This window comes from Cupriavidus oxalaticus (genome assembly GCF_016894385.1).
In the GTDB taxonomy this organism is placed as follows: Bacteria; Pseudomonadota; Gammaproteobacteria; order Burkholderiales; family Burkholderiaceae; genus Cupriavidus; species Cupriavidus oxalaticus.
The window spans coordinates 446862-469737 of the sequence record NZ_CP069811.1; the positions used below are offsets into that span (position 1 = coordinate 446862).

At 66.3% G+C, this 22876-nt stretch carries 22 protein-coding genes and 1 riboswitch; of the genes, 10 read left to right on the forward strand and 12 right to left on the reverse strand.

The genetic code is table 11. The features are described 5' to 3' along the window. Positions 1-5: 5 nt before the first annotated feature. Positions 6-1256, forward strand: coding sequence for a sialidase family protein (locus tag JTE92_RS01990; RefSeq protein WP_232353384.1), 1251 nt, complete (start codon positions 6-8; stop codon positions 1254-1256). Beyond that, positions 1253-1753: a TlpA family protein disulfide reductase gene (locus tag JTE92_RS01995; protein WP_063239512.1), complete on the forward strand. Its 501-nt coding sequence runs from the start codon at positions 1253-1255 to the stop codon at positions 1751-1753. Before JTE92_RS01990 ends, JTE92_RS01995 begins: the two co-directional genes overlap by 4 nt. 29 nt (positions 1754-1782) lie before the next feature. Here the strand turns inward: JTE92_RS01995 and JTE92_RS02000 are convergent, their stop codons facing one another. After that, on the reverse strand, positions 1783-2235 hold the full coding sequence (locus JTE92_RS02000; RefSeq protein WP_063239513.1) for a DUF3597 domain-containing protein: 453 nt from the start codon (positions 2233-2235) through the stop codon (positions 1783-1785). Positions 2236-2680: 445 nt separating this feature from the next. On the opposite strand from JTE92_RS02000, the gene JTE92_RS02005 reads away from it, so the two are divergent. The 4 genes from JTE92_RS02005 to JTE92_RS02020 are packed head-to-tail and all read left to right on the forward strand — an operon-like array spanning position 2681 to position 7663. Then, positions 2681-3205, forward strand: coding sequence for a contractile injection system protein, VgrG/Pvc8 family (locus tag JTE92_RS02005; protein WP_084254644.1), 525 nt, complete (start codon positions 2681-2683; stop codon positions 3203-3205). Then, positions 3163-6039: a metallophosphoesterase gene (locus tag JTE92_RS02010; protein WP_084254645.1), complete on the forward strand. Its 2877-nt coding sequence runs from the start codon at positions 3163-3165 to the stop codon at positions 6037-6039. Before JTE92_RS02005 ends, JTE92_RS02010 begins: the two co-directional genes overlap by 43 nt. After that, a complete protein-coding gene (locus JTE92_RS02015) occupies positions 6036-7325 on the forward strand; it encodes a hypothetical protein (protein ID WP_063239516.1) in 1290 nt (429 codons plus the stop codon). The genes JTE92_RS02010 and JTE92_RS02015 overlap by 4 nt, the downstream gene beginning before the upstream one ends. A gap of 32 nt (positions 7326-7357) precedes the next feature. Next, a complete protein-coding gene (locus JTE92_RS02020) occupies positions 7358-7663 on the forward strand; it encodes a hypothetical protein (RefSeq protein WP_147318588.1) in 306 nt (101 codons plus the stop codon). Between the two features lie 184 nt (positions 7664-7847). On the opposite strand, the gene JTE92_RS02025 is transcribed toward JTE92_RS02020, so the two are convergent. Continuing rightward, the gene (locus JTE92_RS02025) at positions 7848-8789 is read right to left on the reverse strand and encodes a LysR family transcriptional regulator (RefSeq protein WP_063239517.1); all 942 of its coding nucleotides are present in this window, start codon (positions 8787-8789) and stop codon (positions 7848-7850) included. 122 nt (positions 8790-8911) lie between these two features. Here JTE92_RS02025 and JTE92_RS02030 point away from each other — a divergent pair, with 122 nt between their 5' ends. The 3 genes from JTE92_RS02030 to JTE92_RS02040 all read left to right on the forward strand — a co-directional run bounded on the left by JTE92_RS02030 (position 8912) and on the right by JTE92_RS02040 (position 11441). Further along, a complete protein-coding gene (locus JTE92_RS02030) occupies positions 8912-9997 on the forward strand; it encodes a tartrate dehydrogenase (protein ID WP_063239518.1) in 1086 nt (361 codons plus the stop codon). A 53-nt stretch (positions 9998-10050) separates the two neighbouring features. Further along, complete coding sequence (locus JTE92_RS02035; protein ID WP_063239519.1) at positions 10051-10272, forward strand: DUF4147 domain-containing protein; 222 nt, start codon at positions 10051-10053, stop codon at positions 10270-10272. Between the two features lie 182 nt (positions 10273-10454). After that, positions 10455-11441 carry a Bug family tripartite tricarboxylate transporter substrate binding protein gene (locus JTE92_RS02040; protein ID WP_063239520.1) on the forward strand — a complete coding sequence of 329 codons (987 nt, stop codon included), beginning with the start codon at positions 10455-10457 and terminating at the stop codon, positions 11439-11441. A 104-nt stretch (positions 11442-11545) separates the two neighbouring features. On the opposite strand, the gene JTE92_RS02045 is transcribed toward JTE92_RS02040, so the two are convergent. The 3 genes from JTE92_RS02045 to JTE92_RS02055 are packed head-to-tail and all read right to left on the reverse strand — an operon-like array spanning position 11546 to position 14393. Further along, the gene (locus tag JTE92_RS02045; protein WP_063239521.1) at positions 11546-12535 is read right to left on the reverse strand and encodes a Bug family tripartite tricarboxylate transporter substrate binding protein; all 990 of its coding nucleotides are present in this window, start codon (positions 12533-12535) and stop codon (positions 11546-11548) included. Positions 12536-12589: 54 nt separating this feature from the next. Continuing rightward, on the reverse strand, positions 12590-13594 hold the full coding sequence (locus JTE92_RS02050; protein ID WP_063239522.1) for a tripartite tricarboxylate transporter substrate binding protein: 1005 nt from the start codon (positions 13592-13594) through the stop codon (positions 12590-12592). A gap of 49 nt (positions 13595-13643) precedes the next feature. Further along, positions 13644-14393 carry a GntR family transcriptional regulator gene (locus JTE92_RS02055; protein ID WP_063239523.1) on the reverse strand — a complete coding sequence of 250 codons (750 nt, stop codon included), beginning with the start codon at positions 14391-14393 and terminating at the stop codon, positions 13644-13646. A 122-nt stretch (positions 14394-14515) separates the two neighbouring features. Between JTE92_RS02055 and JTE92_RS02060 the strand changes: the two genes are divergently transcribed. Next, on the forward strand, positions 14516-15376 hold the full coding sequence (locus JTE92_RS02060; protein WP_063239524.1) for an amidohydrolase family protein: 861 nt from the start codon (positions 14516-14518) through the stop codon (positions 15374-15376). Here the strand turns inward: JTE92_RS02060 and JTE92_RS02065 are convergent. From JTE92_RS02065 to JTE92_RS02095, 7 genes are all read right to left on the reverse strand, one after another. Next, positions 15373-16065, reverse strand: coding sequence for a DUF2894 domain-containing protein (locus tag JTE92_RS02065; RefSeq protein ID WP_063239525.1), 693 nt, complete (start codon positions 16063-16065; stop codon positions 15373-15375). The two genes, JTE92_RS02060 and JTE92_RS02065, sit on opposite strands and share 4 nt — an antisense overlap. Continuing rightward, a complete protein-coding gene (locus JTE92_RS02070; protein ID WP_063239526.1) occupies positions 16058-16708 on the reverse strand; it encodes an OmpA family protein in 651 nt (216 codons plus the stop codon). Before JTE92_RS02070 ends, JTE92_RS02065 begins: the two co-directional genes overlap by 8 nt. Continuing rightward, the gene (locus tag JTE92_RS02075) at positions 16705-19581 is read right to left on the reverse strand and encodes a DUF802 domain-containing protein (RefSeq protein ID WP_063239527.1); all 2877 of its coding nucleotides are present in this window, start codon (positions 19579-19581) and stop codon (positions 16705-16707) included. Before JTE92_RS02075 ends, JTE92_RS02070 begins: the two co-directional genes overlap by 4 nt. 10 nt (positions 19582-19591) lie before the next feature. Then, positions 19592-20344, reverse strand: a complete 753-nt coding sequence (locus JTE92_RS02080; RefSeq protein ID WP_063239528.1) for a DUF3348 domain-containing protein — start codon at positions 20342-20344, stop codon at positions 19592-19594. Positions 20345-20526: 182 nt separating this feature from the next. After that, positions 20527-21036, reverse strand: a complete 510-nt coding sequence (locus JTE92_RS02085) for a 6,7-dimethyl-8-ribityllumazine synthase (protein WP_063239529.1) — start codon at positions 21034-21036, stop codon at positions 20527-20529. Positions 21037-21111: 75 nt separating this feature from the next. Further along, positions 21112-21263: riboswitch (FMN riboswitch) on the reverse strand. Between the two features lie 81 nt (positions 21264-21344). Beyond that, positions 21345-21893, reverse strand: a complete 549-nt coding sequence (locus JTE92_RS02090) for a GAF domain-containing protein (RefSeq protein WP_306431067.1) — start codon at positions 21891-21893, stop codon at positions 21345-21347. Position 21894: 1 nt separating this feature from the next. After that, positions 21895-22872 carry a Bug family tripartite tricarboxylate transporter substrate binding protein gene (locus tag JTE92_RS02095; protein WP_063239530.1) on the reverse strand — a complete coding sequence of 326 codons (978 nt, stop codon included), beginning with the start codon at positions 22870-22872 and terminating at the stop codon, positions 21895-21897. Positions 22873-22876: the final 4 nt, after the last annotated feature.

Sequence of the window (22876 nt, forward strand, 5' to 3'; positions counted from 1 at the left end):
GTGCAGTGACCAGTCCGATCCTGACCATTCCCCTGCAGCGCTTGCGCCGCAGCTTCCGCTTCCTTGCCGCCGGCGTGATCGCCTGCACCGCGTTCGCCGCGATGGCGCAGTCCCATGGCAACCATGCCGGCCATGGTGCGCAAAGTCCGGCGCCGAAGGCGATGAGCGAACTCGGCACCGGCGCCGCCTTCGATCGCGATGGCCGGTTGTGGATCGCCTACAAGGATGGCCAGCACGTGGCCGTGCGCGCGTCGACCGACCAGGGCCGCAGCTTCGGGCCGGTGCAGCACGTCAACCGCGTGCCCGAGCCGGTCGCGGCCGACCACGACAGCCGGCCCAAGGTGGCGGCGGGGCGCGACGGCGAGATCTACATCACCTGGACCCAGCCGCTGCCCAAGCCCTATACCGGCTTTATCCGCTTCGCGCGCTCCACCGACGGCGGCAAGACCTTTGCCGCGCCAGTGACCGTGCATGCCAACCGCGACCAGATCGCGCACCGCTTCGACGCAATCGCGGTGGACCCGGCCGGCCGCGTCTTCGTCAGCTGGATCGACAAGCGCGACGTGGTCGCCGCCGAAGCGCGCAAGCAGCCCTATGCCGGCGCTGCGATCTACTACGCGGTCTCTGCCGACCACGGCAAGAGCTTCCAGGGCGATTACAAGATCGCCGACCAGTCCTGCGAATGCTGCCGCATCGCGCTCGCGCCGACGCCGGACGGCAAGATGCTGGCGCTATGGCGCCATGTCTTCCCGCCCAACGCGCGCGACCACGCGGTGGCACTGCTCGGCGCCGACGGCACGCCCGCGCCGATGCAGCGCGCGACCTTCGACGACTGGCGCATCGACGCCTGCCCGCACCACGGCCCGGGCGCCGTGGTGACGCCGGACGGCACGCTGCACATGGTCTGGTTCAACGTGAAGGCAGGCAAGCCGACGGTATCGGTCGGCCGCTTCCGGGATGGCAAGCTGCTGGCGCAGCGTCCGCTGGACGACCCGCGCGCGCAGCATGCCGATATCGTCGCGCTCGACGACCATCGCATCGTGGTGGCGTGGAAATCGTTCGACGGCCAGCAGACTCGGCTCTCGGCGATGCTGTCGCAGGACGGCGGCAAGACCTGGCAGACGCGCCAGCTCGCCGGCACCGCGCGCGATTCGGACCAGCCGCACCTGCTGCAGCACGGCGGCCGCGCCTACGTGCTGTGGCGCACCGAGGCCGAAGGCTTCCAGGTCTTCCCGCTGGTGCAGGAGGGCGCATGACATTGCGTCGCAAACTCGTCGCCACGCTGGCAGGCACCGCGATCGCGCTCGGCGTGGCCGGCATGGCGCAAGCGGCCGAACGCGTGTCGGTCTTCGAATCTGCCAGTGCCGCGCAGCTCAGTGCCAGCCAGCAGGGCAAGCCGTTCGTGCTGGTGGTGTGGTCGCTCGACTGCGTCTACTGCAAGCGTAATTTCGAGGCCATCGGCAAGCTGCAGGCGAAGCATCGCGGCCTGCGCGTGGTCACGCTGGCCATGGACCGGCCCGATGCGCTGCCGCAGGTGCAGCAGCTGCTCAAGCGCGTCAACCTGACGCGCAACGCGTGGATGTTCGGCAACGAGCCGCAGGATAGGCTGCGCTACGCGGTCGATCCCGACTGGATGGGCGAGATGCCGCGCACGTACTTCTATCGCGCCGACGGCCAGCGGCAGGGCGTGTCCGGCGTGATCAGCGACGCCGACTGGGACAAGCACCTGCGCTGGGCTGGTATCGGCGGCTGAGGGTAGCCGCCGACCCGCTCACGGATTTCCTACGACAAATCCGCCGGCAGCTTGCCGCCGTTGGCGGCCAGCTCCTGCATCAACCGCTTGTGCAGCCAGATGTTCATCGCGGCGGAGTCATTCATGTCGCCGCTGTAGTGCAGCTCGCGCGCCAGTTCCTTGCGGTGCTCCAGGCTGCTGTCGATGCCCAGCGCCTTCATGGTATCGACGATGGACGTGCGCCAGTTCAGCGTCTGCCCGCTCTCCTTGACCAGATTGTCCATGATCGATTCGACGTCGACGCCGGACAGTGGCGCGGGTTTGGCCGTGGCCTGACCCGCGCTGCCCGCGGGCGCTGTGCCGCCTGCCGATGCGGGAGACGCGCCTGACGGCGTGGGTGCCGAGCCCGCAGGGGCTGGCGTGCCAGTGGGGGTGCCTGAGGTCGTGGCAGCAGGCTTCGCCCTGCCCAGCAGCTTGTTGAGTATGTCCTTGAAGATGCTCATGGTGACCTCCTGGTGGTGTGGAGACCAGCGCCATGCACAAACTGCACCATCCACGCAGGCCGCGCCTGCTGAGTAACCGGAGCCAGTGCGGTTGTAAATGCTGCATGTATGCCAGGTCAGTCGGGCACGTTTGGCTACTTGCCGAACGCGCCGGCGTTGTCGCCATATCTACTCGAACACCGGATCAGCCTCGCCTCGTAATATCGAATTCGCAGAATCACGATCCTGGGATTTTTCTGTCTATGCATGGGAAATTAATCTGGTGTCAGATAGGAATAATCCGAGCTTAATAAGATTATTTAGAATATAAAATTCGCTTTATTAAGCCGCGTTGCACTTGTTTGCATTTTTTCCGGCCGTGATTTGCGATTATCATCCGGCCAAGTTGGCGGGACCTGGCAGTCCTTGTCGAGACCTTATCTGACTCACCGCAAGGATCGGAACCATGGGCGTTCGAGATTTGCCGTTCCACGCGTCACGTGCCGTCATGGTCAAGGGCACTGGCCTGCCGGTAGTTCTTGGGCAATCGGCCCTGAACATTTCCCGGCTGACGGGGCGCGATGGAATCAATACCCTCTTCGCCTACGAGATCGAACTCAAGACCCCTGACAATCGGCACGCGTGTTTCGGCCCGGAAGCGAATCTTGATCTGCAGGCGATGCAGGGCAAGGAACTCACCGTCGAGATCGAGCTTGAGGGCACTGGTACCGGCCTGGCCGGCAACGTTGGCGCCGGCACCCGCGAGATCACCGGCATCGTGCACGAAGTGCAGGGCCCGTTCATCGTGGGACGGCACGCGCTCTATCGCTTCACGTTGCGACCGTGGCTGTGGCTCGCCACACTGACCACCGACTACAAGACACTGCCGCCGAGAAGGTGCGGATTGCCTGTACCAACGTTACCTACGAGCCGAAGATTGAGGGCTGCGTGGACTGCGAGGAGAGGGCGCCGATCCGCGCTGTCATTCTGAGCCCTAACCTGGGTACTCCGCTCATTCTGCAGCCGGGGCAGACCAAGTGCAGCATCTTCATTGCGGCCGAGGCCATCGCCAGACGGTATTTCGGTGCGAAGCCAGCAAAAGACGACGGCATCAAAAATTGCGTTGGCGAGGCGATCTGCGAGGCTCCGTACGGCCCGGTCTTCGTGGATCGCCACCTGCGCCTCTATCCTCTCCAAAGTGGCAAGCAAATCAAGAAAGAGCCTAAGGACGCCATGCTGTTCCGGGATGGCAAGGCAGCGTCCAAGGCAATGGGGGCGGTCCGGGTCTGGAACGTTGGCAAGTTCGCTGGCGGATTAATTGCGAACCGTTTGGGCGAGCCGGTGGCGATCCTGCGCAGTGCCACGGTGGCGCAGTATTCCACCGGAGTGGCATTGACCGATATCTATGAGATTGAGATCGATCTGTCCAAGCTGCCGGACTCGCCTGACCTCGGCAAGATGTGCACCTTCGCCTGGATGGTACCGGTGCCCAAAGCGTACGCGGTCAGGCCCGAGGTAAAAGGCGTGGAAGCTTGGGAGTATCAGGATCAGGTCATTCTGGATTTCCTCGACGCCGAGCGAAAGGATCCGAACCGCCGGCACTATCCGACACTCTTCGAGTTCGACCTGTCGGAGCCTCCTTCGCCAACGGCTCTACCAGCACACAAGACTGATGCCAGGCACCGCTTGATGGCCTGGCACCCGGTCATCCGCAGCAACGCCGCCGCGCTCAGGGTCGGGCACCTGTCCGATGTCCACGTCAATGTTCGTCAGAATACCCTGGCCAAATCCCCCGCGTACCTGCTGGAGCAGCCTGGCGGGCAGCCAGCCCCCGGAACGCCTGCTGAGCCACCGGCATCGAGGTTGTGCAACAGCTTCATCGGTCTGTACCAATTGGTGAAAGCCTTCGCCGATGGTGATGAGGCGACGAAGGCGGACGTATTGGTGATCACGGGAGACCTGCTGGATTTCAACCGCAACCTCGACCCGAACGCCATCCCCCCGAATAGCATTGGTGCCCAATGGCGCGCCTTCAATGTGCTCAACAACATTCAGAACCCCGGCCTGTACAAGCGCGGTCTGGATGACATGCTGGTCTATTCGCTGGTGCGCCATGCCTATCAGCAATGGAACCTGCCTGTGTTTCTCACAACCGGAAACCACGAGGCGTACCAGGTACCTTATGGCATCTCTCCACGCGAGAACGCTTGGGTAATGGCAATGGGCGCATTGGAAGCCACCAACTCACTCAAGGGCCCCCACGGAAAGCGGCAGATCGAGCCAGGGATACTGGCCACGGCTGCGGGCACCGTCAGCGCCTACAACGACTTCGATCGCGCCAGCGATTGGGATGAGGCCAAGGCGAATGACGGCATTGCCGCCGACCACAACCTCACAATCTACGAAGCTTGCCTCGCCTACGGCCCGACCTATGGCCAGGCACTGACGTCACAGAACTTCGACCGGAAGCAGTGCGACTGGTTCTTTTCCCTCTTCACTCCACTCTCGGATTGGCGACACGTCTATGGCCGGCAATGCCTGCTAGGCCTGGATTGGGGCGAGGGAGAAGAATACATGAACCTGAGCGGCGCCGTGCCGATGCGCGCGGACAAGCAGAGCTACGGCATTCTGCCGCGGTCCACCCGCGCCATCAGTGATCATCAGCATTACCTGCTCGACTGGACCCGATATCTGGCGCGAGAACGGTATCAAGCGCAGTTGCTGCTCTTCTCCCACTTCACGTTCGTCAACTATGACAACAAGGTGGCATTCTCTGACAGAAACCGCCAGTTCGTGCCCGCCTATGGCAAGGGAAAGCCAGTCCTGGCCGGCGAGAACAATGGGGGCTGGAACTTCAACAACATGGGAACCTGCGAGCGCAAGCTGGACTGGTTCTTTCAGAACTGCGTCAATCAGACCAGAAAGGCGGGAGTGAGCGTGCATTTCAGCGGTCACTCACACCGCGCAGGGATCTATACCACAACAATCAGCGGCAACACCGTGACGATAGAGAGCGCCTTTGATCCGGGGCTGCAGCCTGCACATCCGGCCAATACCAGCGAGGCTGGAAAGACAAAGTTCATCGTCAGCTCCTGCGGCGGACCGATTGGCGTGCAGAACCTGAACCACGAACTGGGCGGCTGGACTCTCACTCCGCCTTCCGGCACCCTTTACGATCCATCGGCCAAAATCCCCTTCCGCCAGGTTGCCTATGCCAAGGGCAGCGCGCAGCCGCGGCTGGCGGTGGCGCTGGACTATATGCAGGTCAGCAAGGTCGAGCGGGTGCTCCATTGGGAGCATGCCAAGGGGAATACCTTCTTCATGGTCGTCGGCCCGAAAACGCACCGGTTGGGCTGCATTGCATCTGTTCGCTTGTGGGGTTTTGGCAGAACTCCGGATCAGCCAGGCGGGGCCACATGGATCCCATTCGACACTACGCTCAAATTCCGCCACCTTTCCCGGGGCTCAGCCTATGAAAGCCCGGCAGCGGCACCGCAAAGCGGCATTTATGAGATGGCACTGCCAGCCGGCAGACAGCCTGAAATCGCTGCGCTACAAGATCCACTTCTAGCGAATACCACCCGCTGGTTCTGCGAGGTCAAGCTCCAGGCGCCTAAAGGGCTTCCGGCGGATCATTTCAAGCTTGATCCGTGGTTTTTCCCGGTTGACTTCACCACACGGAAGACGGGTATCGGGCGTGTCCCAATGCTGCGCCGGCGGCTTGGCGAGCAAGGGGAGGTGCCGGATTGGGATTGGCTGAGCGAGACGCTGAGCAAGAGTCGATACCCCAGCAAGGATGACGCCACCCGCGTAGACAACCAATGACCAGCCGCCGCCAGTTCCTGACCATGCTCGGCATGGTCAGCCTCACTACCACCGGATGCACACGTATGACTGCCAAGAACATCGAGGCCATGCCTCATGAGTATGCATTGCTGATGGATCCCGCCAAGCGCCGTGCGGCATTAGGCGAGCAGCGATTGAGAATCAGCGGTGCCGACTTCGGCGTGGGTGGCACCGACTTCTATGAAAAAGAGTGGGAGAGCATCCACTTCTACGACTGCATTTTCTATGGCGTCATCCACCTGAGCCGGATCAGAAACTGCGTGTTCGAGCACTGTCAGTTTCCGGGATCCAACTTTCAGGCCTATCACTTCGAGGGTGTGCTCTTTGTGCGCAGCGACACCCTGGGGGGCGCCTACCTGATGGCTGGTGCAACGAGCAAGAACGTGCGCTTCGTGGAATGCGATTTTGGCGCCAAGAATCCGGACGTGAATCAATACGGAGCCGTCTACCTCAACGGGGATGTTTCATATGAGCGCTGTACTGGACACTATATGAGCGTCAAAGGCAATGGTGTCGTTAGCTACCGGGGCTGCAGGTTTGGCAATGTCAATATGAGCAACGGCACGTTTGACAAGGGCAAATGGGAATACGCCACGGTCTCCATCAACAACTGTCATTTTAGGGGGCGGACAAGATTGTCCCGCTCGTCCATTACCAATCTAACCATCCGCAACAGCAAATTCGACATCCTCGAAGTCGGCCTTTCCGATGTGCAGGGCGACGTGCTGATCGAGGGCGTACAGGCGGGAGCCATGATCAACATGTTCGCCAATGCGCGCTCCATTACCATTCGCAACAGCCAGTTCCGAGGTATCAGCATCAGCCCGGAGGGATACGAAACACGCTATCGCTCGCTAGATTGCCTTGTTGAGCTTGAGAATCAAAAGAACCTGAGATCCGTTGTCCTGGAGAATATCGAATGCGGGCGGGATGATTGGGGAGTGAACGACGTAGTGGACAACAAGCTGACCAACATTTCCCGAGGCTGTCAGATCATGGGCGGCTATGACTCCACTGTCATTCGCCATTGCACCATCCCCAATGCTTCACTCATGCTCGAATCGGCCAGCGTCCTGATCGACCGGTACGAAGGCGAAAAGGCCAGCTTCGTCACTAGCAAGATCGGCTCGTTGACTTTGCGCGATACCGCCATCGTCAAGGCCATCGACTTTACCGGCGTCCAGGTGCAGAAGCTCGACGCAAGTGGACTGGTGCGCTACACCGGTCAGAAGATCGTGACCACGAGAAGCAATGTTTCACTCTGATGATTAATGCTATCTGAAGCAGGGTAACAAGAATGAATAAAAAACAAAAGAATGCTGATCCATCACGTACGGCCTCGTTCAACATCGGGATGCTATTGGCGATACCGGCAATTGCAGTCTCCATTTTCTATGGATCGATGTCGCATGAATTTAGTTTGTCTTTTATTATGATATCGTTTATTAGTGGATTTGCGACGGTGCTTTTTCTGTTCCGCGCAGTAAGCAAACGCAATTATTCGATTCCGCTACTACTGATTGGTATGGTTGTAGCAGCAGCATTGGTGGTCTTCTTGTACATCAATCTTGCATTTCGTGATGCCTGGCACTCGGTACGATAGTTCTGTCCCATCCAGCAGATGGCCGCCAAGACGACAGGCGTGCGGCGGCGCTAGACCAGGCAAGTTTGAAGCTGCTCCACCAGGAACCCGTCAAGGAAACACCTTCTTCATGGTCGGCGGGCGAAGACGCAGAGGCCGGCTTGCATGGAGGTCATTTGGCTATCGGTCGTTGCAGGCTACTCTCTCAGCCAGCGACCTTTGCCCGCTCCCCAAACTCACTGAACTTCTCCTCCATGAACTCCACAAACAACCGGAGCCGCGACGACAGCTGATGCCGCTGGTGATAGACCGCGTAGATGTCGGCCTCCGGCGTGGCGTACTGCGGCAACACCTGCACCAGCCGTCCGCTGCGCAGGAATCGCTCGATATCCCATTCGGCTCGCATCAAAATGCCATGGCCTTCCAGCGCCCAGTTGACCGCGATCTCGCCGTCGTTGGTGGTCAGGTTGCCGCGCACGCGCACGGTTTCGGTACGCGCCTTGGCCCCCTTGCCGGTGGTCAGGCGCCACACGCCATAGGCGTCGCTGCCTTGCCGGATGCCGATGCAGTTGTGGCGGCGCAGGTCGGCCAGCGTGTTGGGGATGCCGTGGTCGCGCAGGTACCTGGGCGAAGCGCATAGCAGGCGCCGGTTGGGCGCCAGCTTGCGCGCCACGATGCGCGCATCGGGCGGCTGGCCGAAGCGGATGCAGACGTCGAACGCGTCTTCGTTCAGCGGCGGCGGGTCGGCCGACAGCTGCAGCTGCACGTCGACTTCGGGATAGGCCGTGACGTACTCGGAAATCACCGGCGCCACGTGCATGCGGCCGAACCCCAGCGTGGCATTGACGCGCAGCAGGCCGCTCGGCCTGCCCTTGGAACGCGTCAGCAGTTGGTTTAGATCCTCGATCTCGCTCAGGATGCGCCGCGCGTGCTCCAGGTAGACCTCGCCCTCGGGCGTCAGGCTCATGCGCCGGGTGGTGCGCGTGACCAGCGGCATGCCGATGCGCGCCTCCATCTGTGCCAGCCGCTTGCTGACCGCCGCGGTGGTGATGCCAAGATCGCGCGCGGCCGCGCTCAGGCTGCCGGCGGTGGCCACCGACGTGAAAAAGCCCAGTTCCGACGGCTGGATCCCTGCGGACGATGCCATGCCAGCTTTAATCTCAGGTTAAGAATGGTTTAACTCTACAAGCGATCCAAAACCTTGTCCACGGCCCAGAATCCGTTCCACGCAATCGCGCATACACGCGGATTCTGACCAGGAGACAAGAGATGAAGACCTACCGCATCGCGACCATCCCCGGCGATGGCATCGGCAAGGAAGTGGTACCCGCGGGCCGCCAGGTGATGGAAGCGCTGGCCGCCGCCGGTGCCGATTTCCGCTTCGAGTTCGAAGACTTCGACTGGGGCGGCGACTACTACCGTCAGCACGGCGTGATGATGCCCGCCGATGGCCTGGACGCGCTGCGCGACAAGGATGCGATCCTGTTCGGCTCGGCCGGCGACCCGCATATCCCCGACCACATCACGCTGTGGGGCCTGCGCCTGAAGATCTGCCAGGGCTTCGACCAGTACGCCAACGTGCGCCCGACCCGCATCCTGCCGGGCATCGACGCGCCGCTCAAGCGCTGCGCGCCGGAAGACCTGAGCTGGGTGATCGTGCGCGAGAACTCGGAGGGCGAATACGCGGGCGTGGGCGGCCGCGTGCACCAGGGCCATCCGATCGAGGCCGCCACCGATGTCAGCATGATGACCCGCGTCGGCGTCGAACGCATCCTGCGCTTCGCCTTCAAGCTGGCGCAATCGCGTCCGCGCAAGCAGCTGACGGTGATCACCAAGTCCAACGCGCAGCGCCACGCCATGGTGATGTGGGACGAGGTCGCGGTGCAGGTGGCCAAGGATTTCCCGGACGTCACCTGGGACAAGGAACTGGTCGATGCCGCTACCGCGCGCATGGTCAACCGCCCGAAGTCGCTCGACACCATCGTTGCCACCAACCTGCACGCCGATATCCTCAGCGACCTCGCCGCGGCGCTGGCCGGCAGCCTGGGCATCGCCCCGACCGGCAATATCGACCCGGAACGCCGCTATCCGTCGATGTTCGAGCCGATCCATGGTTCTGCCTTCGACATCATGGGCAAGGGCCTGGCCAATCCGGTCGGCACGTTCTGGTCGGTGGTCATGCTGCTGGAGCACCTGGGCGAGCACGCCGCGGCCCAGCGTGTGATGGAGGCGGTCGAGGCGGTTACCGCCAATCCCGCGCTGCATACCGGCGACCTGGGTGGCAAGGCCACCACCGCGCAGGTGACGCAAGCCGTGTGCGAACTGCTGACTGGCAAGCAGGTCAAGGCCGCCTGAGCTGGCACGCAGCGTTCAGGCACCAGCGCGTCAGCCACTAGCTGCAAGCGGTCGTGAACGCTCCCTTCTCCCGCACGCTGGCGCGCCACCTGCTCACACCGCCGCGCGGCCGCACCATCGTCATCGGTGCCGGCAAGGCCGCGGCGGCCATGGCCGCAGCGCTGGAAGCGGCGTGGCCTGGACATCAGGAAGCGCTGCAAGGACCGGTGGTCACGCGCTACGGCTACGCGGTGCCTTGCTCGCGCATCGAGATCGTCGAAGCCGCGCCGGCCTGAACCCGCAGGACGCGCTGGCCGCCAACGACGGTCCCGTCAATGACTGTCGCGCGATCGTGCTGACGCGCGCTGCCGGCAGCAAAGCGCTGCGACAGCTGCGACAGCTGTGCCAGCGGCCGAAGCAGCAACCGACAGACAAGCCATGAAGGCTTGCTGAAAAACCATCAGACAGGAGACAAGACATGCGTGCAACTGGCATTCTGCGCCGCGTATCGGCATTGACCCTGGCCGCTGCCGGCTTCGCCCTCAGCGGTGGCGCCATGGCGCAAGCCTGGCCGGCCAAGCCAATCACCCTGGTCGTGCCGTTCCCTTCGGGCGGCACCACCGACGTGCTGGCGCGCGCGCTGGGCGACCAGCTTTCCAGGAGCCTCGGCCAGCCGGTGATCGTCGAGAACCGCCCCGGCGCCGGCGCCACGGTCGGCGCCGACTATGTCGCCAAGAACAAGCCGGACGGCTACACGCTGCTGATGGGCGCGGTGCACCACACCATCGCCACCAGCGTGTACAAGAAGCTGCCGTACAGCTTCGAGAAAGACCTCGCGCCGGTGGCCCCGGTGGCGATGGTGCCCAATGTGCTGGTGGTCAACGCGGCGAAGACCCCGGCGGAGAATGTCAGCGAGCTGGTGGCGCTGGCCAAGCGCGCCTCGCCCGAGTTCGCCTATGGCTCCAACGGCAACGGCACCGCGCAGCACCTGATCGGCACGCAGTTCCAGGCCGCCACCGGCGCGCCGCTGCTGCACGTGCCTTACAAGGGCAGCGGTCCGCTGACGACCGACCTGCTGGGCGGGCAGGTGACCATGTCGTTCGACACGCTGACGCCCGTGCTGCAGCACATCAAGTCGGGCAAGCTGCGCGCGCTGGCGGTGACCACGGCGAAGCGTTCGAGCGTGCTGCCGGACGTGCCCACGCTGGAAGAAGCCGGCCTGAAGGGTTTCGACATCGGCACGTGGTTCGGCGTGATGGCGCCGGTCGCCACGCCGGAGCCGGTCGTGACGCGCCTCAACGCCGAGATCGTCAGGATCGTGAGATCGCCGGACTTCCAGCAGCGCATGCAGGCCATCGGCGCCGAGCCGATGACCAGCACGCCGAAGGAATTCGCGCGCCGCATCCAGGACGAGACGGTGAAGTTCGCGAAGCTGGTGAAGGACGGGAAGGTGACGATCGAGTGAGCCCGGATTCATCACTAGTAGACCGAACATCACTGCTGGTTTGCTCCCCTCTCCCGCAAGCGGGAGAGGGAGCACACAGTTGGTTGGTCACGGCAGACGCCAGCTCAATCCGGCTTGATCTGCGCCCTCGCGATGATCGGCTTCCAGCGCTGCTGCTCCTGCGCGATAAAGCGCGCGAACTCCTGCGGCGTATTGCCTACCACGATGGCCGCATCGGCGCTCAGGCGCTCGACCGAGCTGGCACTCTTTACCGCCTTGATGGTCGCATCCGCCAGCTTGTCCGCCGCCGGTTGCGGCAGCGTCGCGGGCGCAAGCAGCCCATACCACTGCGTCATTTCGAAGCCGGGATAGCCCTGCTCGGCCACGGTGGGCACATCCGGCAGCTGCGGAATGCGCTGCGTGGTGCCGGTGGCGATGCAGCGCACCTTGCCGGTCTTGATGAACTGCAGGATCGCCGGCGCGCCCACGGAGGCCGCTTCCAGCCGCCCGGACAGCAGGTCGGTGATCTGCGGGCCGCTGCCGCGGTATGGCACGTGCGTGATGAAGGTGCCGGTCGCCGCCTTCAGGTATTCGAAAGCCAGGTGCCCGGCGCTGCCGTTGCCGGCCGAGCCGTAGTTGAGCTTGCCCGGCTTGCTCTTGGCCAGCGCCACGAATTCCTTCAGGTTCTTCGCCGGCACGTCGGGATGCACCACGTACAGGCTCGGCACCTTGGACAGCAGCGAGATCGGGCGGAAGTCCTTGACCGGATCGTAGGGCAGCCTGGGGAAGATGTACGGATTGACCGCCAGCGTGCCGATGTGGCCGAGGATCAGCGTATGGTTGTCTTCTGCGCGCGCCACTTCGCCCATGGCGATATTGCCGGCGGCGCCCGGCTTGTTTTCCACGAACACCGACACGCCCAGCAGCTTGGTCAGTTCCGCCGCGGTGGAGCGCGCGACGATTTCCGAGCTGCCGCCCGGCGCGAACGGCACCACCAGCCGGACCGGCTTGGCCGGCCACGCCTGGGCGCGGGCTGGCGTGGGGAAGAGGGCGCCGGCGCCAAGTGCCGCGGTGGCTTGCAGCAGCTGGCGCCGGGTGGGGTTGATGCGGGTCATGTGAGTCTCCGTGAATGTCTCAGCTGTTGTCGCGCAGGAAGCATTTGCCCGCGATCATTCGGGCTTGACGTTGCCGTCCCTGATCACCCTGGCCCACAGCCGGGCCTGGCCGTCGATGAACTGCTGCGCCTGTGCCGGCGGCGCGGCCACCACCTCGCCGCCCAGCTCGGCCACGCGCTGCCGTGTCTCGGGGCTGTGCATGACCTTCTGCAACGCCTCGGCAAACTTGGCGACGATCGGCTCGGGCGTGGCCGCCGGCAGGAAGGCCGCGTTCCATTCATAGACTTCATAGCCGGGCACGCCGGCCTCCTGCATCGTCGGCACGCCCGGCAGCGCGTTGGTGCGCTGGTGGCTGGTGACCGCCAGCGGCTTGAGCTTGCCGGCCTTGATGTGCTGCAGGCTCGATGCAACGTTGGCGAAGAACAGCGGCACCTGCCCGGCGATGACATCGGTCATGGCCGGGCCGCCGCCCTTGTAAGGCACGTGCAGCAGGTCCACCCCCGCGCGCTGCTCGAACAGCACGCCCGCCAGGTGCTGCGCCGAGCCATTGCCGGACGAGGCAAACGCCACCGAACCAGGGTTCTGCTTCGCCATCGCCAGCACGTCGCCGACCCTGGTGGCCGGGAAGCTGGCCGTCGAGACCAGCACGTTGGGATAGCGCGCCAGCACGCCAACGGGCTTGAACGCCTTGGCCGGATCGTAGGGCAGCCTGGCATAGAGGCTGGGATTCACGGCGTAGGAAGAGGCATCGACCATCACCGTGTAGCCGTCCGGCGCCGCCTTGGCGACATAGGCCGCGCCGATCTGGCCGCCGGCGCCGGGGCGGTTCTCCACCACCACCGACTGGCCGAGTTCGCGGCCGAGTCCCGGCGCGATCAGCCTTGCCATCAGGTCGGCGCCGCCGCCTGGCGGATACGTGACCACGATGGTGATGGGCCGCGACGGCCATGTGGCCGCGCTCTCGGCGGCTTGCGCCGGCGCAGGTTGCAGCAGTGGCAGCAGTGGCAGCAGGATGGCGGCGGCGCCAATGGCCGCGGCCATCGCCTTGATGGAATGCATGAAACGGTCTCCTCGGATGCGGATCGGTATCGAATGACTAGCGGACGGGCTAGCGGATGTCCGCGGTATAGCGAAAAGCGAAGGCATCGCCCCGGGTCAGCCGGTATTCGATGCAGGTGCCGCGCAGGTCGAAGGCGTGCCGGGTCACCACCGCGCACGGGTGCGCATCCGGCAGTTCCAGCAAATCCGCCTCGTCATGCGCCAGCGTGCGGAAGGTGACCTCGTCGACCGCGCGATGCACGGTGATGCCGCACTGGCTGCCGAGCAGCGGATACAGCAGGTCGCCCCATTCCCATACCGGCAGTTGCTGCAGCGCTTCGCAACGCGGCAGCGGCAGCCAGATCGATTCCAGCAGGCGCGGCTTGTCGTCCAGCCAGCGGCGGCGCGTGATCGCCAGGCCGCGCGCTCCGGATGGCAGCCCGAAGCGTTCCGCCATGGCCTTGTCCAGCCGCACGGCGCGGCACGACAGGATTTCCGAGCGCGGCACCGCGGTGGCGCCGTCGGCGCCGCCGAAGCGGAAGAAGCGCATCAGGCTGGCGCCGCTCAGGCCCTTGCGCACAAAGGTGCCCCGGCCCTGCACGCGTTCCAGCAGTCCTTCCTGCACCAGCACGGCGATCGCCTGCCGGATCGTCCCCAGCGCGATGCCGAACTCCTTGGCCAAGGCGCCCTCGGCGGGAATTGCCTCGCCCGGCGGCCAGTCGCCGGAAACAATGCGCGCCTGGAGCTGCGCGGCGATCTGGCCATACCGGCTCAGGCCGGCCGCGCTGGTGATTTTTTGAAGCAGGTCAATGTCTGCCATCGGGTTGTCCGTCGGTCTGGAGCCGTGCTAAATTGTTATTTATGTCCTCTAGAGGACTAGAATACTGACGCGGGCTTGCTTCCCCTATCCGGGATTACCCGCGGACACAGCAGGGCAGACAGATGAATCAACCCGCAACGCCGGTGGTGGACTGCCACTTCCATATCTTCGATGCCGGCCCGGCAGCGCCCGCCGCCCGTTATCGGCCCCCGTATGCCGCCTCGCTGCACGAGTGGCAGCGCCTGGCCGGAGGGCTTGGCGACCCGTTCGGGGTGGTGGTGCAGACCAGCTTCCTCGGCACCGACAACGCCGCGCTGCTGGCGGCGCTGCGCACCATGCCGGCGCGGCTGCGCGGCGTCGCGGTGGTCGATCCCGGCGTATCCGATGCGGCGTTGCGCGAGTTGGACGACGCGGGCGTGCGCGGCATCCGGCTGAACCTCTATCGCGATCCCGGCTGGCGGCGCATCGGCACAGCGCCGTGGCGCGCATTGTTCGCGCGTATCGCTGCGCTGGGCTGGCACGTCGAACTCCATACCGACAACGGCGACGGCAGCACGGTGCTGGCCGCGCTGGATGCCGAGCTGGATGCCGCGCTGAGCGAAGGCGACATGCCGGTGGTGCTGGACCATTTTGGCAGGCCGGGCGCAGCGGGCGTGGCGGACCCGGTGTTCAGCGTCGCCGCGGCGGTGCGCGAGCGTCGGCAGGTGTGGGTCAAATGCAGCGCCCCATACCGGCTGGTGGCGCCGGGGGCGTGGCGCGAACTGGCGCAGCGGTGGCTGGAAGTGGTTGGTGCCGATCGGCTGCTGTGGGGCAGCGACTGGCCGTGGACCAATCATGAAGCTGCCGAACGGGCAGGGGAATGCAGTGAACTCAGCGGCTGGCCTGGCACCGCGCCGGCGGATGCTTCGCTGAATGAAGCGCTGCGCTGGCGCAATGCCGCGGCGTTGTATGGGTTTGCGATCGCGCCGGGGGCGGCGGATTAACTTGCCGCCTTGCGCGGCTTGCTGCGGGTGGTCTTCTTCGCGCTCGTGGCCCGCACCGCTTCGTTCTCTGCCGGGGCACCGCCGCGATGCAGCTGTTCCAGCCATGCCATCGCCTCGACATACGAAAAGAACTGCTCCAGGTAGCCCGGCGACAGCTCGTGCATCAGCGTCAGCGCACGATGCACGAGGTGGTCGGAATTGAGCGGCCCGGCATTGCCCGGCAACTGCGCCTGCGACTGCCGCAACTGGCGGCTCACGCTGACGCGCGACCACGTGTCGCGGAAATAGTCGACCAGTTCCGGCGCGGGCTCGGGACGCACGGCGCGCACCGGCGCAGAGGCGCGCGGCGCAGAGGCGCCTGGTGCAGAGTCGATCCCCGCGGCGCGCGTATTGGCCTTGATATAGCTGACCAGGCCGGCAAGCATGCCGGCCGCTTCCGCGGTTGCATCCTGTGCCGTTGCCGCAGCGGCTTCGCGCCCCGCAGCATCTTGCGCGATGGCTTCGCGATAACTGTCGACCAGCGCCGCCAGCCGCGCATCCAGCATCTGTCGCACCGCGCCGTCATGGCTGGCCGAACGCCGTGCCAGCGCTTCGATCAGCCGGAAGCGCACCGGGTCGACGCCGGCGGCATCGCTGTCGCGCCAGGCGTCGAGCTGCGCGCGCGCGCTTGCGGCCACGTCTTCAGCCACGAGGCTTCCCCGTCCCCATGGTCACGCGCGGCACCGGCGCGATTTCCACGCGCCGGTTCTTCGCGCGGCTCCCGGCATCGGTATTGGCGGTGACCGGCTGCTGCGAGCCGAAGCCCGCCGAGAACAGCGAAGCGGGCGGCACGCCGGCATCGATCAGCGCGCGCGTCACGGTCAGCGCGCGCTGCGCCGACAGCTCCCAGTTGTCGGCGAAGCGGCGGTTGCCCTCGCGTACCTGCTGGTCGTCGGTGAAGCCGCTGACCATCAGCATTTCGTCGCGCGTGCGCAGGTAGGCCGACAGCGGCGCGGCCAGGCTGCGCAGCAGCTCGCGGCCCTCGGGCTGCAACTGGTCGGAGTTCAGGGCGAACAGCACGCTGCCGCTGATGCCGATGCGCCCGTTCACCAGCGTCACGCGCCCGGCGGCGAGCGGGCCGGCCAGCGCCTGCTCCAGCGTCTGGCGGCGCTGCGCCTCTTCCTGCCGCTGACGCACCTCGTCCTCAAGCCGCGCCGACAGCTCGAGCTGCACGCCGATGACGCCCAGCAGCACCAGCACGAACGCGCCCAGCAGCACCGACATCAGGTCGCCGAAGACCGCCCAGGCCGGTACCGTCGGCTCGACGCCGGCGTCGATGTAGTCGTCCTTCATGCCGCCTCTGCGCGCGCTGCCTGCCGGCCGCCCAGCTGCTGCAGGTCTTCCAGGATCTGCTTCTGCGACAGCATGCTGAGGTCGACCACCTCGCGCGCCTGCGCCACGTAGTAGGCCAGCTGCTCATCGCTGCGCGCCATCGATTTGTCGAGCGCGGCCTCGATGCGCTGCAGCTGCTCGGACAGCTTGTCGTTGGATGCGCTGAACATCTGCACCGCCACGCCGAAGGCCTCGCCCAGGCTCGCCACCTCGACGGCGCTGCCGGTGACCTGCGCCGCGGCCTGCGCCAGGCGCCCGGTCTCGGACTCGACCTGCTCGGTGAAGCGGCCGCCGACGCGTTCCAGCAGCTCGGACGTGGTCGCCAGCAGCGTGTCGACCGCGGCGCGCTGGCCGGTGGAGGCGTGGTTCACGGCGTCGAGCAGCGTGCCCAGCGTTTCCAGCATGCGGCTGCGCTCTTCCAGCATGGCGTTGTCGCGGGCCATGCCTTCGGTGAGCTTCTGGCGCAGTTCGGCGATGACTTCGGCCGCGGCCCTGGGCGCTTCGGCGGACGCCTGCATCAGGCGCGCGACTTCGGCGATGGTGCTGCTGGCGTGCGCCTCGGCCTGCGCGGTGATGTCGCGCGCGGTCTGCGCCAGGGTGTCGCAGATCTCCTGCTGGCGGCTGGCGCTGTGGCTGCCGGCCTGTTCCCATTGCTCGCGCAGCGAGGCGGCCATGCTGTCGAGGTGGCCGGTCCAGGCGGCCAGGCGCTGTTCGTCGCGCGCGGCCAGTTCGGCCTGCAGCGCGGCGGCGGCCCTGGGTGCCTCGGCGGCGGCTTGCACCAGGCGCTCGATCTCGGCCAGCGTGCCGCTGGCGTGCGCCTGTGTTTCGGTGGAAATCGCTTGCGCGGTCTGCGCCAGTGCCGCGCAGATTTCCTGCTGGCGGGTGGCGGTCTGCGCGCCCGCCTGCTGCCATTCCTGGCGCAGCGTGGCGGCCATCGCGGCGAGGGCTTCGGTCCAGGCGGCGAGGCGTTGTTCGTCGCGCGTGCTCAGTTCGGTCTGCAGCGCGAGAGCGGCCTTGGGCGCGTCGGCGGCGGCCTGCACCAGCCGGTCGATCTCGGCGATGGTGCCGCTGGCGTGGGCCTGCGACTGGGCCGAGATGTCGCTGGCGGTCTGCGCCAGCGCGGCGCAGATTTCCTGCTGGCGGCTCGCGGCCTGTGCGCTCGCCTGTTCCCATTCCCCGCGCAGTCCGGCGGCCATGTTGCCAAGCGCGTCGGTCCAGGCTGCGAGGCGTTGCTCGTCGCGTGCGCTCAGCTCGGCCTGCAGCGCCAGCGCGGCCTTGGGCGCGTCGGCGGCGGCCTGCACCAGCCGGTCGATCTCGGCGATGGTGCCGCTGGCATGCGCCTGCGACTGGGCGGAAATATCGTTTGCGGTCTGCGCCAGCGCCGTGCAGATCTCCTGCTGGCGGCTCGCGGCCTGCGCGCTGGCCTGGTCCCACTGCTGGCGCAGCGCCTCGGTCATGCTGCCGAGCGTGCCGGCCCACGCGGCCAAGCGCTGTTCGTCATGCGATGCCAGGCCCGCCTGCAGGTCGGCGTGCGACTGGCCCACGGTGCGCACCAGCGATACCGCCTGCTGTTCGAATGCCGCCGTGGCGGCGGCCAGCGCCTGTTGGTTGTCGGCGGCGAGCTTCTCGCCGGTGCGGGCGTGTTGCGACAGGGCCTCGGTCCACGCCTGCGCGGTGCTGGCGGAGGTGGTTTCCAGACGTGCCGCCACCTGCGCGATGAGGCCGGCCGAACGTTGCTCGAACGCCTGCGCAAAGCCGTCGAGCGCGCCGCGCAGTTCGCCCGTCAGGGCTTCATTGCTGCGCTGCTGGCTGGCGAGCGCCTCGTTCCAGATCCCGGCGACGCCGGCGGTCGAGGTCTCGAAGCGCGCCGAGATGCCTTCGAGCTGCTGCTGCACGGACTGCGTGACGGCGTCGCGCATGGCGGCGGTCTCGCGCGCCAGGCCGGCCATGGTCGCTTCCACGGCCGGCTGGATCGCCGTGCCGGCGGCGCGCGCGCTGTCGGCGACGCTGTCTTTCAGCGATTGCCCGACCGAGGCGGCCAGTTGGGTGTAGACCGCTTCGGTCTTGCCGTGGAAGGCTTCCTGGCTGGCCGCCAGGCGCTCCGCCATGGCCTGGTTCTGTTGTTCCATGGTCGCCATCATGGCCTGCAGCCGGTCGACCAGCGCCGGCATGGCATCGGCCTGGCGCTGCAGCAGGCGGAACGACTCGTCGCGCTGGTGGCTGCGCGAATAGAGGCGCAGCGTGGTGGCGATGCGCGCATCGAGCGCCTGCGCGGCCTGCACGCGTTCGCGCCGGCACAGCGCCGACAGCAGCCCCAGCATGGCCGACGTGGCCACGCCGGCCACCGAGGTGCCGAAGGCGAAGCCCAGCCCCTTCACCGGCGCCGCCAGCGACGCGCGGATCGCCTGCAGGTCGGTCGCGGTTTCCAGCGCCATGCCGGTGCCGCGCAGCGTCGACACCATGCCGAGGAACGTGCCGAGCATGCCCAGCAGCACCAGCAGGCCGACCAGGTACGGCGTCAGCGCCGGCCCCGGCAGCGCCACGCGCTCGCCCTCGACGCGCAGGCGCACGGCGTTGCGCAGCCCCGCGGGCAGGCGCACGAGCCAGCCATCCAGGCTTGCCGGCGCCTCGGACAGCCCCTGCACCGCCTGCGCCAGCCCCAGCGTGCCCTGCCGGTAGCGCATCAGCTCATGCGCGCCGGCCACGTAGCAGGCGCCGATCAGCAGCGTGACCGACAACGCCAGCGCATTCGAGCCGGCATAGCCTGCGGCGATCCAGCACACGGCCGCCAGGCCCGCCAGGAAAACAACAAGATGGAAGAAGTATCGGTTCATGGTGTCCTGGTCAGCTGCCGCGCAGGGCGGCGAGCAATCCTTCGACGGGTTGGAAGCGTATTTCCAGCTCGGCCAGCAATACGCTTTGCATATCCTTGCGAAACACGGCCAGCCACGCGCCGGGCGCGACCGGGGCTGCGGCGGCCGGCTTTGTGGCGGCCTGGGCCTCGGCCAGCGCCGCGGCTTCGGCCTGGCGCAACCGCTGGAAATGCCCTTCCAGCAGGGTCGGCACGCTGCCGAGCACGCTTTGCTCGCGCGCGCCCAGCACGCGCTCCATCACGGCATCGACCATCGCCAGCCGGGCCATGTCCGGCGCGCGCGTCGACAAGGCGGCCCGCAGCCGCCCGCGCAACGCGCCGATCGCGGTCTCCATGGCCTGCTGCTGCGACACGTAGCGGTGGCGGTAGATGGCGTAGTCCACCTGCGCATCCATGGCCTCGGCCAGCGCCGACGGCCGGCCAGGGCCGCGGCGGCGCGCGGCCAGGGCATTGTCCCCGGCGATGGCATCGGCCAGCGCGCCGCGCACGCGCGCGCACTCCTGCTCTTCGGCGGTGGCGCCGCAGGCACGCGGGTTGGCTGGCACCGCGGCCGACCCGGCTTTCAGCGCCGCCGACAGGGCGATCGCATCTGGCCAGCCCAGCCATTGGCTCAGCTGGCCCGAAAGTGACGTTGCAGGAGGTGGGGCGTCGGCGTCGGTCAGGCGCGCCAGCAGCCGGACTAGCGTCGGACCGCTGAAACCTGTGCGCCGGGGCTCTTGGGACATACCGCCGGATTCAAAAAGCCAGCAGTTTACACGCCTCGGGGAGGCGGGCGGCAGTATCCGGGGGTGGGGAGCGGCGGCAACGGATGCCGCCACGGGCGAGCCGTGCCGTTCAGCAAATCCGGCGGTTCATGATTCCTGGACATGCCGCGGACATGAACCGCGCGGCACAGCCCTTCAGCGCATCAGGCCGCCAGCTTCTGCAGCGACGCGACCGTGCGGACGCAGGCCTGCGCCGCCTCGCGGCCCTTGACCACGAAATGCTCGGCAAAGAAGCGATGGTGCTCGTCGTGCTCGTGGAAGCTCTTCGGGGTCAGCACGGCCGAGAACACAGGGACCTCGGTGTCGAGCTGGACGCGCATCAGGCCGCTGATGACGGCATCGGCGACGAATTCATGCCGGTAGATGCCACCGTCGACGACAAAGCCGCTGGCGACGATGGCGGCGTACTTGCCGGACCTGGCAAGCCGTTGCGCGTGCAGCGGGATTTCAAAAGCCCCCGGAACATCGTAGATGTCGATGGCGTCCGCGGTGACGCCGAGCTTTGCCATTTCGGCCACGAACGCGTCGCGGGCGCGATTGACGATATCGGCATGCCATTGGGCATGGATGTAGGCAATGCGCTTGCCTTCGGGGAGGGAAAAGCCGGCCGCGGGTGCGGTGGCGCGCTGGAAAGCGGAGACAGGCTGATTCATGGTGTTCCTGTACGGATGGAGTTGGCCAGAATCAGGGCGCACGAGACTTGCCCCCGTGAAGACGGGGGCATTTTTGCTCGCTCTCTTTCATCCGGACTATCACCGTCGGCTTCGGATTTGAACCGAATCTGCTGACCCCGGCATGTGGCCATGCCGGGCGCTCGCGGGCTCGTGCGTCAGACGCCTTCACCGCCGGTAGGGACTTTCACCCTGCCCTGAGAACGTTGCCGCGCTGTGCTTCGTTGAGCTTTCAACGCGGCGGGGGAATCATACCGCAGAGTGGCGTTCGGTGTTGGCGGATGCTGTCGTCAGGTGCGCGCAGCCGCCAGCGCCTGTACCGGCGCCACCGCCAGCGCCGCCAGCAGCCTGAGCGCCGCCACCTCGGCGGCCGACCAGATGGCGCGATCGGCCAGGTAGTTGAAGGTGCCGACCACTGAGCCCTGGTGGCCCAGCGGCACATTGACCACCGCCGTGCAGCCGAGCTTGCGGATCACCTGCACGTCATCGAACACCGCCGCCAGCGCGTCATCGCCCTCGCCGACAAAGACCTCACCACGCTCCAGCAACTGCCGGCGCCACGGGCTGTCGCCCTTGGTCTTGTGCCCGCCGACCGGGTAGGCTGCGGTGTCGGAGGACCACAGGCGTTCGATCCGCGCCGTCTGCACATGCCAGGCATTGATCGTCAGCAGCCCCGGCCCGAGCGTGCGCAGCGTGGCCGCGCCGATCGCGTCGAGCGCCGCGGCGGGCTCGCGCGCCTGCCGCAGCGCGTCGCACAGCAGGTTGACCTGCGCGATCAGCGAGCCGGCGTCTTCCAGCGGCGCGCCGGCTTGCGGGGCCGGGTGCGTTGCCTGGCTCACTTCATTCCCCCTGGATGCCGAGTTCGCGGATCAGCTTGCCATAGCGGTCGGCATCGCGGCGCAGGATGGTGGCGAACTGCTGCGGCGTGGAGGTCGCGGTTTCGACGCCGATGGCGTTCATCTTGGCCTTCACTTCAGGCAGCGCCATCACGGCGTTGATCTCGCGATTGAGCCGCGCCGTCAGCTCGGCGGGCATGTCCTTCGGCCCGAAGGCGCCGTACCAGACCGCCAGCTCGTAGCCGGGCAGGGTCTCGGCCACGGTCGGCACATTGGGCAGCAGCGGCGAGCGCTTGCTCTCGGTCACGGCCAGCAGGCGCAGCTTGCCGGCCTTGACGTGCGGCAGCGTCTGCGTGCCCGCCGAGAACAGCAGCTGGGTCTGCCCGGCAACGGTATCGACCACCGCCGGCGCGCCGCCCTTGTACGGCACGTGCAGCATCTGGATGCCGGCCATCTTCTCGAACAGCACCGCGCTGAGGTGGTTGGTGGAGCCCGGCCCGGCGCTGGCGTAGGCCAGCTTGCCCGGATTGGCCCTGGCGTAGGCCACCAGTTCCTTCACGTTCTGCGCCGGCACCGAGGGATGGACCACCATGGTGTTGGTCACGTAAGCCAGCAGGCCCAGCGGCGTGAAGTCATCCACGCCGCGGAACGGCATGTTGGGCATCAGCGCCGGGTTCATGGCGTGGGTGCTCATCGAGCCCACCAGCAGCGTGTAGCCGTCGGGTTTGGCACGGGCCACCATGGCCGAGCCGATGTTGCCGGAAGCGCCCGGCTTGTTGTCGACGATCACCGGCTGGCCGAGCGAGCGCGTCAGGTGCTCGGACAGCACGCGCGCGAGGATATCGGTCGAGCCGCCGGCGGCCCACGGCACGATCAGCGTGACCGGCTTCTGCGGCCAGGGCTCGCTGGCGCCGGCCGGGGCCGCCAGGCACATCGCCAGCGCGGCGACGCCGCCCAGCAGGGTTTTCAGTACTGCGCGCATTTTC

Bases quoted from the DNA above. Each gene is read 5' to 3' on its own strand.
- JTE92_RS01995 (WP_063239512.1), top strand. From the start codon at position 1,253: ATGACATTGCGTCGCAAACTCGTCGCCACGCTGGCAGGCACCGCGATC.
- JTE92_RS02000 (WP_063239513.1), bottom strand. From the start codon at position 2,235: ATGAGCATCTTCAAGGACATACTCAACAAGCTGCTGGGCAGGGCGAAG.
- JTE92_RS02005 (WP_084254644.1), top strand. From the start codon at position 2,681: ATGGGCGTTCGAGATTTGCCGTTCCACGCGTCACGTGCCGTCATGGTC.
- JTE92_RS02015 (WP_063239516.1), top strand. From the start codon at position 6,036: ATGACCAGCCGCCGCCAGTTCCTGACCATGCTCGGCATGGTCAGCCTC.
- JTE92_RS02020 (WP_147318588.1), top strand. From the start codon at position 7,358: ATGAATAAAAAACAAAAGAATGCTGATCCATCACGTACGGCCTCGTTC.
- JTE92_RS02025 (WP_063239517.1), bottom strand. From the start codon at position 8,789: ATGGCATCGTCCGCAGGGATCCAGCCGTCGGAACTGGGCTTTTTCACG.
- JTE92_RS02030 (WP_063239518.1), top strand. From the start codon at position 8,912: ATGAAGACCTACCGCATCGCGACCATCCCCGGCGATGGCATCGGCAAG.
- JTE92_RS02040 (WP_063239520.1), top strand. From the start codon at position 10,455: ATGCGTGCAACTGGCATTCTGCGCCGCGTATCGGCATTGACCCTGGCC.
- JTE92_RS02045 (WP_063239521.1), bottom strand. From the start codon at position 12,535: ATGACCCGCATCAACCCCACCCGGCGCCAGCTGCTGCAAGCCACCGCG.
- JTE92_RS02050 (WP_063239522.1), bottom strand. From the start codon at position 13,594: ATGCATTCCATCAAGGCGATGGCCGCGGCCATTGGCGCCGCCGCCATC.
- JTE92_RS02055 (WP_063239523.1), bottom strand. From the start codon at position 14,393: ATGGCAGACATTGACCTGCTTCAAAAAATCACCAGCGCGGCCGGCCTG.
- JTE92_RS02060 (WP_063239524.1), top strand. From the start codon at position 14,516: ATGAATCAACCCGCAACGCCGGTGGTGGACTGCCACTTCCATATCTTC.
- JTE92_RS02070 (WP_063239526.1), bottom strand. From the start codon at position 16,708: ATGAAGGACGACTACATCGACGCCGGCGTCGAGCCGACGGTACCGGCC.
- JTE92_RS02075 (WP_063239527.1), bottom strand. From the start codon at position 19,581: ATGAACCGATACTTCTTCCATCTTGTTGTTTTCCTGGCGGGCCTGGCG.
- JTE92_RS02080 (WP_063239528.1), bottom strand. From the start codon at position 20,344: ATGTCCCAAGAGCCCCGGCGCACAGGTTTCAGCGGTCCGACGCTAGTC.
- JTE92_RS02085 (WP_063239529.1), bottom strand. From the start codon at position 21,036: ATGAATCAGCCTGTCTCCGCTTTCCAGCGCGCCACCGCACCCGCGGCC.
- JTE92_RS02095 (WP_063239530.1), bottom strand. From the start codon at position 22,872: ATGCGCGCAGTACTGAAAACCCTGCTGGGCGGCGTCGCCGCGCTGGCG.